The organism is Naasia aerilata, assembly GCF_030296595.1.
GTDB classification, from domain to species: domain Bacteria; phylum Actinomycetota; class Actinomycetes; order Actinomycetales; family Microbacteriaceae; genus Naasia; species Naasia aerilata.
In genome coordinates, this window is record NZ_AP027731.1 from 586,047 (window position 1) to 601,363 (window position 15,317).

9 protein-coding genes and 1 pseudogene are annotated in these 15,317 nt (G+C 70.0%); 4 read left to right on the forward strand and 6 right to left on the reverse strand.

Features of this window, described 5'->3' with window-relative positions; translation table 11 throughout:
- Positions 1–35 precede the first annotated feature (35 nt).
- Positions 36–3,898, forward strand: a pseudogene (hrpA, locus tag QUE51_RS03165) (ATP-dependent RNA helicase HrpA).
- An 89-nt stretch (positions 3,899–3,987) separates the two neighbouring features.
- Here the strand turns inward: hrpA and QUE51_RS03170 are convergent.
- The 4 genes from QUE51_RS03170 to QUE51_RS03185 form a co-directional block, all read right to left on the reverse strand.
- Positions 3,988–4,506: a DUF1697 domain-containing protein gene (locus QUE51_RS03170; protein ID WP_286278159.1), complete on the reverse strand. Its 519-nt coding sequence runs from the start codon at positions 4,504–4,506 to the stop codon at positions 3,988–3,990.
- A 10-nt stretch (positions 4,507–4,516) separates the two neighbouring features.
- Positions 4,517–6,070 (reverse strand): MDR family MFS transporter, encoded by a 1,554-nt coding sequence (locus QUE51_RS03175; RefSeq protein WP_286278160.1) that lies wholly within the window; start codon positions 6,068–6,070, stop codon positions 4,517–4,519.
- Between the two features lie 288 nt (positions 6,071–6,358).
- On the reverse strand, positions 6,359–7,348 hold the full coding sequence (locus QUE51_RS03180) for a ribonucleotide-diphosphate reductase subunit beta (RefSeq protein WP_286278161.1): 990 nt from the start codon (positions 7,346–7,348) through the stop codon (positions 6,359–6,361).
- 230 nt (positions 7,349–7,578) lie between these two features.
- Complete coding sequence (locus QUE51_RS03185) at positions 7,579–10,086, reverse strand: ribonucleoside-diphosphate reductase subunit alpha (RefSeq protein WP_286278163.1); 2,508 nt, start codon at positions 10,084–10,086, stop codon at positions 7,579–7,581.
- A 363-nt stretch (positions 10,087–10,449) separates the two neighbouring features.
- On the opposite strand from QUE51_RS03185, the gene QUE51_RS03190 reads away from it, so the two are divergent.
- Positions 10,450–11,658 carry an MFS transporter gene (locus tag QUE51_RS03190; RefSeq protein WP_286278164.1) on the forward strand — a complete coding sequence of 403 codons (1,209 nt, stop codon included), beginning with the start codon at positions 10,450–10,452 and terminating at the stop codon, positions 11,656–11,658.
- A gap of 80 nt (positions 11,659–11,738) precedes the next feature.
- Here QUE51_RS03190 and QUE51_RS03195 read toward each other — a convergent pair whose 3' ends face one another.
- Entirely contained in the window at positions 11,739–12,308 is a 570-nt protein-coding gene (locus tag QUE51_RS03195) for an NADPH-dependent FMN reductase (protein ID WP_286278165.1), read from the reverse strand.
- Between the two features lie 95 nt (positions 12,309–12,403).
- Here QUE51_RS03195 and QUE51_RS03200 point away from each other — a divergent pair, with 95 nt between their 5' ends.
- The gene (locus QUE51_RS03200; protein WP_286278167.1) at positions 12,404–13,234 is read left to right on the forward strand and encodes an aldo/keto reductase; all 831 of its coding nucleotides are present in this window, start codon (positions 12,404–12,406) and stop codon (positions 13,232–13,234) included.
- 36 nt (positions 13,235–13,270) lie between these two features.
- Here the strand turns inward: QUE51_RS03200 and QUE51_RS03205 are convergent, their stop codons facing one another.
- Positions 13,271–14,254, reverse strand: coding sequence for an aldo/keto reductase (locus QUE51_RS03205; RefSeq protein WP_286278169.1), 984 nt, complete (start codon positions 14,252–14,254; stop codon positions 13,271–13,273).
- A gap of 146 nt (positions 14,255–14,400) precedes the next feature.
- Here QUE51_RS03205 and QUE51_RS03210 point away from each other — a divergent pair, with 146 nt between their 5' ends.
- A complete protein-coding gene (locus QUE51_RS03210) occupies positions 14,401–15,297 on the forward strand; it encodes a DUF4349 domain-containing protein (protein ID WP_286278170.1) in 897 nt (298 codons plus the stop codon).
- Positions 15,298–15,317: the final 20 nt, after the last annotated feature.

Consider the following 15,317-nt stretch of genomic DNA (forward strand, 5'->3'; position numbering starts at 1 on the left):
GGCTTCCGCGAGCGGCAGGGGAGAATGGGAACCCCATGTCCGTGCTCCCCCGCATCAGCTACCCGCCGGAGCTGCCCGTCTCCGCGGCGCGCGACGAGATCGCCGACGCCATCCGGGATCACCAGGTGGTCATCGTCGCAGGGGCCACCGGGTCGGGGAAGACGACCCAGCTGCCGAAGATCTGCCTGGAGCTCGGCCGGGAGTCGATCGGGCACACGCAGCCGCGGCGCATCGCCGCCCGCACCATCGCCGAGCGGATCGCCGAGGAGGTCGGGGTGGAGCTCGGCGACCTGGTCGGCTACCAGGTGCGCTTCACCGACAAGGCGAGCGCCGCCACGCGCATCAAGCTCATGACGGACGGCATCCTGCTCAACGAGCTGAGCCATGACCGGATGCTGAGCCGGTACGACACGATCATCCTCGACGAGGCGCACGAGCGCAGCCTCACGATCGACTTCCTGCTCGGCTACCTGAAGCGCCTCCTCCCCCGGCGCCCCGATCTCAAGGTCATCGTGACCTCGGCGACCATCGACCCGGAGAGCTTCGCCCGGCACTTCGCGTCCGCAGACGGCACCCCCGCGCCGGTCCTCGAGGTGTCCGGCCGCACCTACCCCGTCGAGATCCGCTACCGGCCACTCGTGGCGGAGGTGGACGAGGAGGGCGAGGGACGCGAGGACCGCGACCTCTTCGACGGCATCCTCGCCGGGCTGGACGAGCTCGCCGGCGAGGCGCCCGGCGACGTCCTCGTGTTCCTCTCCGGCGAGAACGAGATCCGCGACGCGGAGGACGCCATCCGGGCTCGCAACCTGCCCGGCACGGAGGTGCTCCCCCTCTACGGGCGGCTGTCTGCGGCCGAGCAGCACCGCATCTTCGACACCTCGCGGGCGCCGGGCATCCGCCGCCGGGTGGTGCTCGCGACCAACGTCGCGGAGACGAGCATCACCGTGCCCGGCATCAAGTACGTCGTCGACGGCGGCACCGCGCGCATCTCCCGCTACGGAGCGCGCTCGAAGGTGCAGCGGCTCCCGATCGAGCCCGTGTCCCAGGCCTCCGCCAATCAGCGCGCCGGTCGTGCGGGACGCACGAGCGACGGCATCGCGATCCGCCTCTACTCGGAGGAGGACTACGAGAAGCGGCCGGCCTACACCGACCCCGAGATCCTCCGCACGGGGCTCTCGGCGGTGCTGCTGCAGATGCTCGACCTCGACCTCGGCGACATCGCCGACTTCCCCTTCCTGCAGCCGCCCGATCCGCGCGGCATCCGGGACGGCCGCGAGCTGCTGCGCGAGCTCGGGGCGCTCACGGCCGATGGCGGCCTCAGCCGCACCGGCCGGGACCTGGCGCGCCTGCCGATCGACCCCCGCTTCGGCCGCATGGTGCTGGAGTCGAAGCGCAACGGCGTCGCGCGCGAGGTGCTCGCCATCGTCGCGGGGCTCAGCATCCAGGATCCGCGGGAGCGTCCGCTGGAGAAGAGGGAGCAGGCGGACCAGTCGCACGCCCGGTTCGCCGACCCGACGAGCGACTTCCTCTCCCTGCTGAACCTCTGGAACCACCTCGAGCAGCGGCAGAAGGAGCTCTCCTCGAGCGCGTTCCGCCGCCTGTGCCGGGCCGAGTTCCTCAACTACCTGCGGGTGCGCGAGTGGCAGGACGTCTACCGCCAGCTCGAGCGCCTCGCCCGGCGCATCGGCATCCCTGCCGGCGAGCCGAAGGTCGACCCGGACGGCATCCACCGGTCGCTCCTCTCGGGGCTCCTGTCCCAGATCGGCGTCCTCGACCAGCGGAGCGCGGCGTCCGGGCGCGACAAGGGACGCCGCTCCGCCGAGTTCGTCGGCGCCCGTGGCGTGAAGTTCGCGGTCTTCCCGGGCTCGGCGCTCGCCAAGCGGCCCCCGTCGGCCGTGATGGCGGCTGAACTCGTCGAGACCTCGCGCCTCTTCGCGCGCACGGTCGCGGCGATCGACGTGGCCTGGGCGGAGCGGCTGGCCGGGGACCTGGTCAAGCGGAACTACGCGGAGCCGCACTGGGAGGCGAAGCAGGGCGCCGCGGTCGGCTTCGAGACGGTCACCCTGTTCGGGGTGCCGCTCGTCACGCGGCGGCGCGTGCAGTGGTCCCGCGTCGAGCCCGCCGTGGCGCGCGAGATGCTGCTGCAGCACGCGCTCGTCGATCAGGAGTGGCCGCCGCACCTCGACCGCTCGCGGGATCCCGCGTTCGACTTCGAGCGCGCGAACACCCGATTGCTGCGGGAGCTCGGCGAGCTGGAGGAGCGCACGCGGCGCCGCGACATCCTGTCCGGCAGCGAGGCCGTGCTCGGGTTCTTCGACGCCCGCATCCCGGCCGACGTGACGACGGTGCGCGGCTTCGAGACCTGGTGGAACGCGGCGCGCAAGGAGGCGCCGAGCCTCCTGACCCTCGGCCGCACCGACGTGCTGGAGGAGGACGAGGACGTCCCCGATGTCCAGCAGTTCCCCACGACCTGGCACACGGATGACCAGCGGCTGTCCCTCCGGTACCGCTTCGAGCCGGGCGCCGAGGACGACGGCGTCACCGTCGAGGTGCCGCTGCCGCTACTCCTCGCCTCTCCTCGGCCGGGTTCGACTGGCTGGTGCCCGGGCTCCGCGAGGAGCTCGTGACCGCCCTGATCAAGACGCTGCCGAAGTCGATTCGGCGCACCGTCGTGCCCGCCGCCGACTGGGCGGCTCGTCTGCTCGCCGACCTGCCGTCCACCCCGACCGAGGAGCCGATCACTGCGGCGCTCGCGTCGGCCATCCGCCGTGCGAACGGCACGCCCGTGACTGCGGATGACTTCGACCCGGAGCGGCTGCCCGGGCACCTCCGGCCGAACTTCGCGGTGCTCGACGAGCGCGGCCGCCGGCTCGGCGTCGGCAAGGACCTCGCCGGCCTGCAGACCCGCCACGCGACGCAGGCCAGGGAGTCGGTGTCCAAGCTCTTCGGCGGCGCGAGCGGTTCGGCCGGATCCCGCCGGGGCGGCGGGAACGGATCGCCGCGCCCGGGTCGCCCCGACGAGCGGCCGCCGCTCGAGCGGACAGGACTCACCACCTGGGACTTCGACGACCTGCCGCGGGAGCTCGACGTGCGCCGGGGCGGCAGCCGGGTTCGCGCGTATCCGGCTCTCGTGGACACGGGTGCGGCCGTCGACATCCGCCTCTTCGGCACACCGGCCGAGCAGGCGTCCGCGCACCGGAACGGCGTTCGGCGGCTGCTCCAGCTCGCCACTCCCTCTCCCGTCTCCTACCTCAACGAGCACCTGACGGGCGCGGAGAAGGTCGCCCTGGCGACCAGCCCCTATCCGAACGTGCGCGCACTCTTCGACGATGCGCTCACCGCCGTGATCGATGCCCGGCTCCGCACCCACGCCCCGGACGCCCTGCTCTGGACGCGAGGCGCGTTCGAGGAGGTCCGCGCCGACGTGTCCGCGCACGTCGTCGACGATCTCTTCGGCGCGGTCGCGCTGGCCGCGCGGGTGCTCACCGCGTCGAGGGAGGCGGACGCGGCGATCCGGGCCGCGACGAGTCTGGCTCTGCTTCCCGCGCTCACCGACGCCCGCGGACAGCTCGACGCGCTCGTGTACCCGGGGTTCGTGTCCGCGACAGGGCTGGAGCAGCTCCGCCGCGTGCCCGTCTACCTGGCCGGCATCGCGTTCCGCGTGGGCAAGCTCGCCGAGAACCCCGGGCGAGACCGGGTGTGGCAGAACGAGGTGCAGACGGCGACCGAGCGCTATGTCTCGGCCGGCGGAACGCTGCCGCTTCCGGCGGACGCCGACCCGCGCCTCGCGCGCGTGCGGTGGATGCTGGAGGAGCTCCGGCTCAGCCTCTTCGCCCAGCAGCTGGGCGCCGCGGGCCCGGTCTCGCTGCAGCGCATCGCGCGGGCGCTCGCCGACTGACGCGGTCACCGCGGGTGTAACGCCCGTTACGCGGGTGTAGGCACACCCGCGGGATGGCGGTTGCACCCGCGCAACTCGCTCGCGCGCCCTCAGCCGGCGGCGAGGATCTTCTGGAGCGTGCGGATGTTGCGCGTCGTCGTGAACGGCGCGCGCTTCTTGGCGAGCAGCTTGCCGAAGGGGCTGTCGAGCGTGCTCCCGACCGCGACCGACCAGTAGAGCAGCGAGCCGGACGCGGCGACCCGGTCGCCCTCCGGAAGCTGGGCAGCCTCGGCGGCGAGCTCGGCTGTGGTGGCAGCGTCCTCGGTGAAGACGACGTAGGAGTGCAGGTCGTCGGCCGCCTCGAAGGGGTACCCGTCGACGGCGGCCGCGACCTCTTCGATCGGCACGACGAGGATGCGGGCCGGATAGGCGAACCGCTCCCCCACCAGCTTCTCGAGGCGCTGCGCCACGTCGGCGGGCTTCCCGTCGGCGTCCAGGAGCACGTTGCCGCTCGCGAGCAGCGTCTTCACGTTCGCATAGCCCGCGTCGGCGAGAAGGCCCTGCAGCTCCGCCATGGGCACACGGACGCCGCCCACGTTGATCCCGCGCAGCAGTGCGACCGCCCTCATGCCGCTCCCGTCAGTGCCCGGCGACGCCTTCGACGGCATGGGCCGGCTTCTTGACGAACCACACCGCGACGACGAGCGCGAGCGACATGAACGCCCCCACCAGGAACGCCGTCTGGGTGCCGGCGATCGTGGCCGCCGCGTTGCCCGCGCCGTTCCCGACCGCAGCGGCAGCACCGACCGACAGCACGGTCACGAAGAGAGCGGTGCCCGCGGCGGCCGCCACCTGCTGGAAGGTGCCGAGCACGGCGCTGCCGTGCGAGTACAGGTTCGGCCGCACCGACCCGAGACCGGAGGTCATCAGCGGCGTGAAGGTGGCGGCGAGGCCCACGCTCAGCGCGATGTTGGTGATCACGAGCATCCACACCGAGGTCTGCGCGTTGACCGTCGTGAGGAGCCAGAGCGCCCCGCTGATGAGCAGGGAGCCCGGCACCAGGAGCAGCCGGGGGCCGCGCGCGTCGTAGATGCGACCGATGAAGGGACTCGCGATCCCCATGAGCAGACCGCCGGGGAGCGTGATCAGCCCGGTCGTCAGAGCGTCGAGGCCGAGGCCGTTCTGCGCGAACAGCGGGACCAGGATGAACGTCCCGAACATCGTCATGGTGGCGATCAGCATGGAGACCATGGCCACCGAGAAGATGGGCGACGCGAAGACCCGCAGGTCGAGGAGCGCGCGGTCCTTGCGCTGCAGCAGGAGCTGACGGCCGAGGAAGAGCAGCAGCGCCACACCGCCGACGGTGAACAGCACCCAGACCGGAATCGAACCCTCGCCGGCGGCCGCCTGGCCGATGCTCGCGAGGCCGTAGACGAGGCCACCGAAGCCGAGCAGCGCGAGGGGGATGGAGACGACGTCGATCCGGGCACCGCTCATCTCGCCGACCGGCACCATCCACTTCGCGCCGAAGATCAGCGCGGCGAGCGCGATCGGCAGCACGACGCCGAAGATCCAGCGCCAGCCGAAGTTGTCGATGATGAGCCCGGACAGGGTCGGCCCGAGGGCGGGCGCCACCGAGATGACGACCGAGATGTTGCCCATCATCAGCCCGCGTCGAGCCGGCGGCACCAGCGTCATGACGGTCGTCATGAGCAGGGGCATCATGATCGCCGTGCCCGACGCCTGCACCACGCGGGCGACGAGCAGGACGGGGAACACGGGCGCGAGCGCCGCCGTGAGCGTGCCGAGCGAGAACAGCGTCATCGCCGCGACGAACAGCTTCCGCGTGCTGATGCGCTGGATGAGGAAGCCGGTGATCGGGATGATGACGGCCATCGTCAGCATGAAGACGGTGGTCAGCCACTGGCCGGTGCTCGGCGAGATCCCGAAGTCCTTCTGCAGGACCGGGATCGCGACGCTCATGACGGTCTCGTTGAGGATGACCGTGAACGCGGACACCATGAGCACCGCGATGACGTTGCGGTGAGCAACGGGGAGCTTGTGGGTCGAAGAGGCGCCGGTGGCGGCGGTTCCGGCCGCCGGGGCGACCGCCGGCGCGCCGGACAGCGACGCGCCTTCGCCGACCTCGGGGGTGGCGACCCGGGCGGCGGATGTGTCGGTCTGACTCGTCATAGGGGTCCTCCGGGGAGTCGAGATGCGGTTCACGCCTGCAACACCGGAAGCGCTAAGTGAACAGTGTCCACATTGAGAGAACTCTACCGTCCTCCACCGACAACGGGAATGGTCCCCCGTCTATGCCCGTCAAGAAAGACGGATGCCCAAGCCGGCCCAGGCGAAGCGATTCGAGCCCGGGCCGGCGGGCGGTCCAGAGTGCCGAGCCGGGCCGACCGCGGTGGCTCCGAGCCCCCGCCGGACGGGGGTTCAGAAGCGAAGCGATTCGAGCACGGGCCGGCGGGCGGTTCAGGAGCGCGCGGTCGCCTGCGCGTTGACCTCGTACGAGGTGTTGGTCGACTCGAAGAAGTTCACCAGCTGCAGGGTGTCGTTCGCGGTCGCCATCCACTTCGCGGGGTTGGAGACGTTGTACTCGGCCTCGAAGCCGAGCTCCTCGAGCCGGCGGTCGGCCAGATACTTCACGTACTGGTTGATGTAGTTGGCGTTGAGGCCGAGGATGCCGCCGGGAAGCAGGTCGTGGTTGTACTGCTCCTCCATCTCGACCGCGTCGGTGATCATCTTCTTGATCTCCGCCGCGAACTCGGGCGTCTGCAGGTCCGGGTTCTCGTCGAGGACCGTGAGGATCAGGTTGATCCCGAACTTGAGGTGCAGGCTCTCGTCGCGGACGATCCAGTCGACGAGCGAGCCGAAGTTGCGCAGCAGGTTCCGCTGGCGGAACGACAGCGCCACCATGAAGCCCGAGTAGAACCAGATGCCCTCGAGGATGATGTTGTAGGCGACCAGGTTGCGGACGAAGTCCTTCTTGCCCGCGGTGGTCGTGATGTCGAGCTGCTGCTCCGTCATGCGGCGGATGAACGAGACCTCGAACTCCTCCTTGCGGCGCATGGAGGGCACGTCGACGTGCGAGTTGTACGCCTCGTCGCGGTCGATCGGGAACGTCTCGAGGACGTACTCGAAGGACATGCAGTGGTTCGCCTCCTCCCACATCTGCTTCGCGAGGTAGAGGTGCGCCTCGGGAGCGTTGATGTAGGGGTAGACGCCGAACGCGAGCGCCTTGTTGACGAGCAGCTCGCTCGGGTTGAAGTACGACATGAGGAACGTGATCGCGTGGCGCTCCTCGTCCGTCATCCGCTTGAAGTCCGCGATGTCCTCGCCGAGCTGGATCTCGTTCGGGAACCACGTGTTCGCGACGGCCTGCTCGTAGAGGTCCATCGCCCACTTGTACCGGACGGGCTTCAGCAGCAGTCCCTCTTGGATGCCGGTGCCGAGGATGCTCATGTGGTTCCTTTTGTGTGTCGGTCGGAATCGTGCGGGGCGGGCTCAGGCCGCGCCCCGCACGATTCCCCAGCCATAGGAGTCAACGCATTCCGACGGCTATTTAGTTCGGATGAAGAGGGGAATCTGCTACTGGCAGGAGTCGCACTGGAGGAGGTCCATCGGGTCCATCGGCACGATGTAGATCGAGCCGGTGGCCGTGGAGACCCCGTCGCCGCCGAAGTCCCGGGCGCTCATGCGTCGGCCTTTCCGGAGACGCCGCCGAAGCCGAAGCCGCGGCGAGCAGGGGCCGGCACCGCGGGCTCGGCGGCCGGCACGGCCGACACCGAGGACGCCTGCTCCGGCGTGACGGGGTTCGCCGCACCGAAGCCGCGCTTCGCGCCGTCGCCGATCCCCTCGGCCTTGTTGACGCGCACCGTCGACTGCTCGGCCGTGTGCCGCGGCTTCATGTGCAGGTAGTACGTCGTCTTGACGCCCCGCTCCCAGGCCGCGTAGTAGATGTCGATCATCTCGCCGACATCGCGCGTCTCGAGGTACATGTTGCGGCTGATGGCCTGGTCGATCCACTTCTGCGCACGCGCTGCAACCTCGAGGAAGGCGTACGGCGAGAGCTGGAAGCTCGTCTTGTACGTCGCCTTGATCTCGTCGGGGATCTCGGCGATGTTCTGGATGTCGCCCTGACTGCGCAGGATGGACACGCGCACCTTCTCCCAGAGGCCGAGCTCCTGCAGGTCGGCGACCAGGTTGCGGTTGACCTCGAGGAACTTGCCCGAGGAGGTCGCCCGGCTGAAGATCTGCGAGAACTGCGGGTCGAGGCCGGGCGTGGTGCCGGCGACGAGGCCGATGGAGGCCGTGGGGGCGATGGCCATGAGCGTCGCGTTGCGCATGCCGCCCTTGACCTTCTCGCGCAGCCCGTCCCAGTCGAGGCGGGTCTTGCGGTTGACCTTGATCGGCACGCCGCGGTCCGCCTCGGTGAGCGCAATGGAGTCGAGCGGCACGAGGCCCTGCGACCAGCGCGAGCCCGCGAAGTTCGCATACGCGCCCCGGCTCTGCGCGAGGTCGGCCGACTCGTCGATCGCGGCGTAGGAGACGTGCTCCATGATCTCGTCGATCAGGTCGTACGACTCCTCGCTCTCGTAGGAGAAGCCGAGGCGCTCGACCACGTCGGTGAAGCCCATGACGCCGAGGCCGATGGCCCGGTTCTCGCGGTTCGAGAAGTCGGCCTCGTCGACGCTCGAGAGCGTGATGTCGATGAGGTTGTCGAGCTGGCGCACCGCGAGGCGCGCGCTCTCCTCGACCTGGGCCCAGTCGAAGCCCAGCTTGCCGCCGCCGATGTCCGTGAGGTGCCGGGACAGGTTGATCGACGCCAGGTTGCAGACGGAGACGTTGTCCCGGTCCTGCGGCAGGCAGATCTCCGTGCAGAGGTTCGAGAGGTGGATGGTGCCCGTGTTGTTGTTGAGGGCCCGGTTGTTGATCGTGTCCTTCCAGGTGAGCCACGGGTGGCTCGTGGTCTGGAGGGCGATGAGGATCGACTTGAACTGCTCGCGCGCCTTGATGCGCTTGAACATCCGCAGCCGGCCGGCCTCCGCCTCCGCGACGTAGTGCGCGTAGCGGGCGGAGAACTCCTTGCCGTACAGCTCGTTGAGGTCGGCGACCTCCAGCGGGTCGAAGAGGAACCAGTCCTCGTCGTTCTGGACCCGCTTCATGAACTCGTCCGAGATCCAGACGGCCGTGTTGGCGGTGCGGGTGCGGCGGTAGGGGTCACCGGAGTTCTGCCGGAGGTCGAGGAACTCGGGGAAGTCCAGGTGCCAGTTCTCCATGTAGAAGCAGAGGGCGCCGAACTTCTTTCCGCCGCGGCTGACCGCGCGGAGGATCGAGTCGATCGTGTGCATGAACGGGATCGGGCCGGTCGAGGTCGTGTTGTTCGACCGGATCGGCGAGCCCTGAGCACGGAGCTTGGTGACCGAGAGGCCGATGCCACCGGTGCCCTTGGTGAGCCACATGACGTCGCGGGTCGTCTTGGCGATGTGCTCGATGTCGTCCTGCATCTCCATGACGAAGCAGTTGGAGAGCTGCGGGTACTTGGTGCCCGCGTTGACGAGCGTGGACCCCGCCGCGAGGTAGTCGAGCTTGCTCATCTTCTTGTAGAAGGAGATGGCGGCAGCGGTGGCGTTCTCCTCGTTGAGGGACAGGCCCATCGCGATGCGCATCCAGAAGTACTGGGGAACCTCGAGCGGGTCGTTGTTGCGAGCCTTGATGCCGTAGCGGTTGTTCAGCGTGACGACGCCGATGTACTTGAGCAGCTCGTCGCCGGACGGGTCGATGACCGCGGCGAGGGCGTCCAGGTCGAACTTGGTGGCGAGCCGGTCGTCGAGGAGGTCCTCGGCGACGCCGCGCTCGATGTAGGGGCGGAAGCGCTCGGCGTGCAGCGACTTCAGCTCGTCGGCGCCGGCGTAGTCGCCGAGCACCCGCTTGTAGATGGTCTTGAGCAGCAGCCGAGCGGCGACGGTGTCGAACGCCGGGTCGTCCTTGACGTTCTGCAGGGCCACCTGGATGACGGCCTCGTCGAGCTGCTGGGTGGTGATGCCGTCGAAGAGCGTGAGCTCGAGCTCCGAGGCGATCTGCGTGACCCACGTGATGTTCTCGTCGAGTCCTGCGCTGGCGTGTTCGATCGCCAGGTTGATCTTGTTGGCGTCGTAGGGCTCGCGCTCCCCATTCCGCTTGACGACGGTTATTGACACGGTGCCTCCTGCAGTCCGGCCGACCAGCGACCACGAACGACTCCCCCACGAAGCCGCATCCCCCACGGGGCCCCGCCGGTCGGCGGAATCCCCTGATCGGGCTCGTCTCCGGACCCCGTGCCACCCGAAGGCCGGGGTCCGGAGAACGATTCCCTAAAGTCGTCCACCTGGGTTTCCAGAGCCACCCGAAGACCTGGAAGCCTTACGGCGGGCCGACCGAGAATCACTATATATGGGGCCTCTGACATGGCGACAACCCTAAATGTTGCGGCGTGTCGTACACACCGTGTGCACAACCGGGCCGAGTTATCCACACCGTACGGCGAACCCCTGACACTTGCTGGGCTCTAGGATGAAGGCCCTGTGAGTAGTTACGCCGACCTGCTGCGGACAAAAGGCGTCGCACGCATCATGTCGGCCCAGCTGCTCGCCCGATTCCCGAGCGGGATGCTCTCGCTCGGCTTCCTGCTGCACATCGAACGGGTCACCGGCTCCTATGCAGCGGCCGGCCTGGTCCTCGCCGCCGTGAGCGCGGGACAGGCCATCTCCGGTCCGCTCACGAGCCGCCTGATGGGCTCATGGGGCATGCGGCGGGTCATCACCGCGACGGTCGTGCTGTGCTCTCTCGCGATCATCGAGATCGCCCTCGTGGAGCAGCCCCTGCCGGTCACGCTCGTCGTGGCCCTGGTCGCCGGTCTCACCTATCCGCCGATCCAGCCGGCCGTCCGCACCATCTACCCCAAGATGGTCAACTCCCGGCAGCTCACCCCGCTCTTCTCGCTGGACGCGTCCGCCCAGGAGCTCATCTGGGTGGGCGGGCCCGTGCTCGTGACCTTCGTGTCGACGCAGATCGGCACGGTGGAGGGCATCCTGCTGTCCGTCGCGCTGCTCGCCGGCGGCGGCGCCTGGTTCCTGTCCTCGCCCGAGCTCGGTCGCGTCCGCATCCCGCGCAGCAAGCGCCGGTTCGGCGCGGTGCTCGCCCGGCCGACGGTGCTGCTCGCGACGGTCGTCGGCTTCCTCCTCATCGGCTCGTGCGCCGCTGTCGAGGCCGGGGTCGTGTCGGTGTTCGGCGACGACGGACCGCAGGCCGGCATCGTGCTCGCCATCTGGTCGATCGGGTCGCTGGTCGGCGGCCTCCTGTTCGGCCACGTGCCCATCGGCCCGTGGGCGCTCGCGCGCCGCGTGCTCCTCGTCACGGTCGGTCTCGCGCTGGCCCTGCTGATGCTCGACTTCTGGTGGCTGTCGATCAGCCTGGTCGTCGCGGGCCTCGGCCTCGCGCCGGCCCTCGCGGTGCTCTTCGCGATCACCTCGTCGAGCGTCAAGTTCAGCGACACCGCAGAGGCGTACGGCTGGATCGGCACCGGTCAGCTGATCGGCGCGGCGCTCGGCTCCGCGCTCGCCGGCCTCTTCATCGACTCCACCGGGTCCATCGGCGCGTTCTGGGTCGCCGTGATCCTGTGCGCGGCGGGCACGATCGCGGCCGTGGTCGGCCACCGGTGGCACCCCGACCTGCGCGACCGCGACGCCAGCCCGCTGCCGGACACCGACGCGGTGCCCGTCCAGCCGAGCTGACCCGCGCGGCGGGCCGAATCGGGCAATCCGGGCCGCCGCTTCGCCCCGGAGACGCCGAACCGGCCCGGAGTAGGGGGCTGCTAGACGCCGGCGCGCATCGGGGAGAGCGCGCCCGAGAGGGCGACGAGCTCGGCGAGCGCCTGGTGCAGCTTGCCGCGCTGGGTGTCGCTCGGCACGAACGAGCCGTCCTCCGCGAGGTGGTTGCGCGGGAAGTTGATCTCCACGCTGGCGAGGGTCGGGATGAGCCCGAGTCCCGCGGTCACGGCCTTCAGCGCCACGACGCCGCGCGTGCCGGCCGACACACCGCCGTAGCTGACGAAGGCGAGCGGCTTGCGGCGCCATTCGTGGTTCAGGTAGTCGAGCGCGTTCTTCAGCGCAGGCGAGAAGCTGTGGTTGTACTCCGGGGTCACGAACACGAACGCATCGGCGGCGTCGACGCGCTCGCTCCACGCGATCGTGTGCGGCTTGGTGTACTCGCGTGCCATCGGGTGGGCCGGCTCGTCCATGAGAGGAAGCGCGAGCTCGGCGAGGTCGACGAAGTCGATCTCGACCCCATCCTGGCCGCTCAGCTCGGACACCACCCAGTTCGCGATCGGCAGAGCGATCCGCCCCGGTCGCACACTTCCGGCAATCACCATCACCCGGGTCATCGGGCCTCCCCTTCGGTTCGTCTTTCCATGCAACTGAATCGACCGGTGCCGCATTCCCGGACAGACGCCGTTCCGCGCCGCGGGGATAATGAGGCGTGACCTCCGATCAGCTCGCCCCGACCGTTCCGCTCAACGACGGCAGGCGGATCCCCCAGCTCGGCCTCGGCGTGTACAAGATCGCCGACAGCGACGTGGAGCGGGTCATCGGCGAGGCCCTCGAGGTCGGCTACCGCCACATCGACACCGCGACGCTCTACCGGAACGAGCGCGGGGTGGGCCGCGCCGTCCGCAATGCCCCGGTGCCGCGCGAGGACCTCTTCGTCACGACGAAGCTGTGGAACGACGACCAGGGCTACGACCGGGCACTGCGCGCCTTCGACGAGAGCATGTCCCGCCTCGGGCTCGACTATGTGGATCTGTACCTCATCCACTGGCCCGTTCCGAGCCAGGACCGCTACGTCGAGACCTGGCGGGCGCTCGAGCGCATCCAGGAGGAGGGCCGCGCCCGGTCGATCGGGGTGTCCAACTTCGCGACGCACCACCTCGAGCGCGTCCTCGGGGAGGGCCGCGTCGCTCCCGCGGTGAACCAGGTCGAGCTCCACCCGTGGCTCCCGCAGGACGAGCTCCGCGAGTTCGACGCAGCGCACGGCATCGTCACCGAGGCGTGGTCGCCGCTCGCCCGCGGACGGGTGCTCGGCGACGAGCTGCTCGAGCGGATCGGCGCCAAGCACGGGAAGTCGTCCGCGCAGGTCGTCCTGCGCTGGCACCTGGACCGCGGCATCGTGGTCATCCCGAAGTCGGTGACCCCGTCCCGGATCCGGGAGAACTTCGACGTGTTCGACTTCTCGCTGGACGAGGAGGACGCGGCCGCGATCGCCGCGCTCGGCAGCGGCGAGCGCACCGGCCGCGACCCCGACCAGGACTGAGCCCAGGGCTTCGCAGTCGCGGTCGGGGCCGGAGGCTCACCAGCGCGAGTGCACGGCCTCGCGGAAGTACCGGTCGTAGATGTCCTGAACGCCCTGGCGGAAGTCGTCGCCCAGGTCGGGCGCCGAGCCTGCTGCCGCGTTGGCCCTGGCCTGGTCGACGTTGCGGGCGCCGGGGATGACGGTGCTCACGCCGGGGAGCTGGGCGATCCACGCGACCGCCGCCTGCGCGGAGGTCAGCCCCTCCGGCACGAGCGCCGCGAACTCGCGCGCCGCGGCGACGCCGGTCTCGAAGTCGACGCCGGCGAAGGTCTCCCCCACGTCGAAGGCGTCGCCGCCGCGGTTGTAGGTGCGGTGGTCGTTCTCCGTGAAGGTGGTGTCCTTCGTGTACTTGGCGCTCAGCAGGCCCGAGGCGAGAGGGACGCGCGCGATGATGCCGACGCCCGCCGCCTGCGCCGCAGGCAGGACCTCATCGAGCGGCTTCAGGCGGAACGCGTTGAGGATGATCTGGACCGACGCGACGGCCGGCCTGGCTATGGCGGTGAGCGCCTGCGCGGTCTCCTCCACGCTGACGCCGTAGGCCGCGATGGCCCCCTCCTCGACGAGGGTGTCCAGGCCGTCGAACACGGCGTCGGAGGAGTAGACGGCGGTCGGCGGGCAGTGCAGCTGGACGAGATCGAGCGTGTCCATGCCCAGGTTGCGGCGGGACCGGTCCGTCCAGCCGCGGAAGTTGTCGAGCGTGTAGTTCTCGGGCACCTGGTCGACCCGGCGGCCCATCTTGGTCGCGATCGTGATGCCGGCGTCCGGGTTCGCCGCCCGGAACTCGCCGAGGAAGCTCTCGCTCCGGCCGTCGCCGTACACGTCGGCGGTGTCGTAGAAGGTGACCCCGTCGGCCAGCGACGCGTCGAGGATGGCGCGCGCGTCCTCGGAGCTGACGTCGCCCCAGTCCGCTCCGAGCTGCCAGGTTCCGAGACCGACGACCGACACCTGCCGGCCGGTTCGTCCGAGCGTGCGCGTCTCCATGTGGCTCCTCCTCCGTGGCCCGCGAACGCGACGCCCCTTCCCTTTGTACCCGCTCCCGCCGGCGGGGGCGAACCGCGGGCGACGGATCCATAACGATCCCTCGGGCCCCTCCTGCTCGGCGGACCCGCGACCCTATTCTGTGCGCCATGAAGACCTCCTTGCGCCTGGCCGCCGTGGCGGCGGTCGTCCTCGCTCTCGCCGGCTGCACCAGCGGCAGCGGCGGCTCGGACAGCGGATCCTCCGGGGGCGGCATCGCGGTTGACGGCGGGAAGGCGCCCGACGGCGGGGTCGCATCGGGTGGCGGACAGCCGGTCGTCGGCGAGGCGCCCGAGAGCGCGGATGGCCGGGACGTCGTGGTCACCGGCTACCTCTCGATGGTCGCCGACGATCCGTTGCGGGCCGCAGACCGGGCCCGAGGCGTGATCGAGCAGGCCGGCGGACGGCTGGACGGCATCACCAAGGAGCCGAAGAGCGAGTACCAGGACGCGAGCTCGCAGCTCATCGCGCGGATCCCGTCCGAGCGGCTCGATGACACCCTCGACGACGTCGAGGCGCTCGGCTCGGTCCAGTCCCTGTCCACGTCGGCCAACGACGTCACGCAGCAGACGACCGACCTGGATGCCCGGATCACGAGCCTCCAGTCCTCCGTGGACCGGCTCCGCCAGCTGATCGGCAGCGCGACGACGACCGCGGACCTCATCGCAATCGAGACGGCGCTGAGCGAGCGGGAGGCGAACCTCGAGAGCCTCACCGCGCAGCGCGACTATTTGGCGGACCAGGTCGACTACGCAACGATGACCATCGCCTTCACGACGCCGGCTGGTGCCCCCGATGCGCCGCCCACCGACTTCTGGGGCGCCGTGGTCGCCGGGTTCAGCGCCCTCCTCTCGGCGCTCGGCTGGACGCTGATCGCCATCGGAGCCGCACTCCCCTGGCTGGTCTTCCTCGCGCTGCTGGGCGCCCTCGCCCTGCTCATCATCCGGCTCGTCCGCCGCAACCGGCGCCCGAAGCCGACCATCGAGACGCCGCCCGCCGCGAGCTGACGGATTCGGGGTTCAGCCCC

Bases quoted from the DNA above. Each gene is read 5' to 3' on its own strand.
- QUE51_RS03170 (WP_286278159.1), bottom strand. From the start codon at position 4,506: ATGAGGGCGGTCGCACTGCTGCGCGGGATCAACGTGGGCGGCGTCCGT.
- QUE51_RS03175 (WP_286278160.1), bottom strand. From the start codon at position 6,070: ATGACGAGTCAGACCGACACATCCGCCGCCCGGGTCGCCACCCCCGAG.
- QUE51_RS03180 (WP_286278161.1), bottom strand. From the start codon at position 7,348: ATGAGCATCCTCGGCACCGGCATCCAAGAGGGACTGCTGCTGAAGCCC.
- QUE51_RS03195 (WP_286278165.1), bottom strand. From the start codon at position 12,308: ATGACCCGGGTGATGGTGATTGCCGGAAGTGTGCGACCGGGGCGGATC.
- QUE51_RS03205 (WP_286278169.1), bottom strand. From the start codon at position 14,254: ATGGAGACGCGCACGCTCGGACGAACCGGCCGGCAGGTGTCGGTCGTC.
- QUE51_RS03210 (WP_286278170.1), top strand. From the start codon at position 14,401: ATGAAGACCTCCTTGCGCCTGGCCGCCGTGGCGGCGGTCGTCCTCGCT.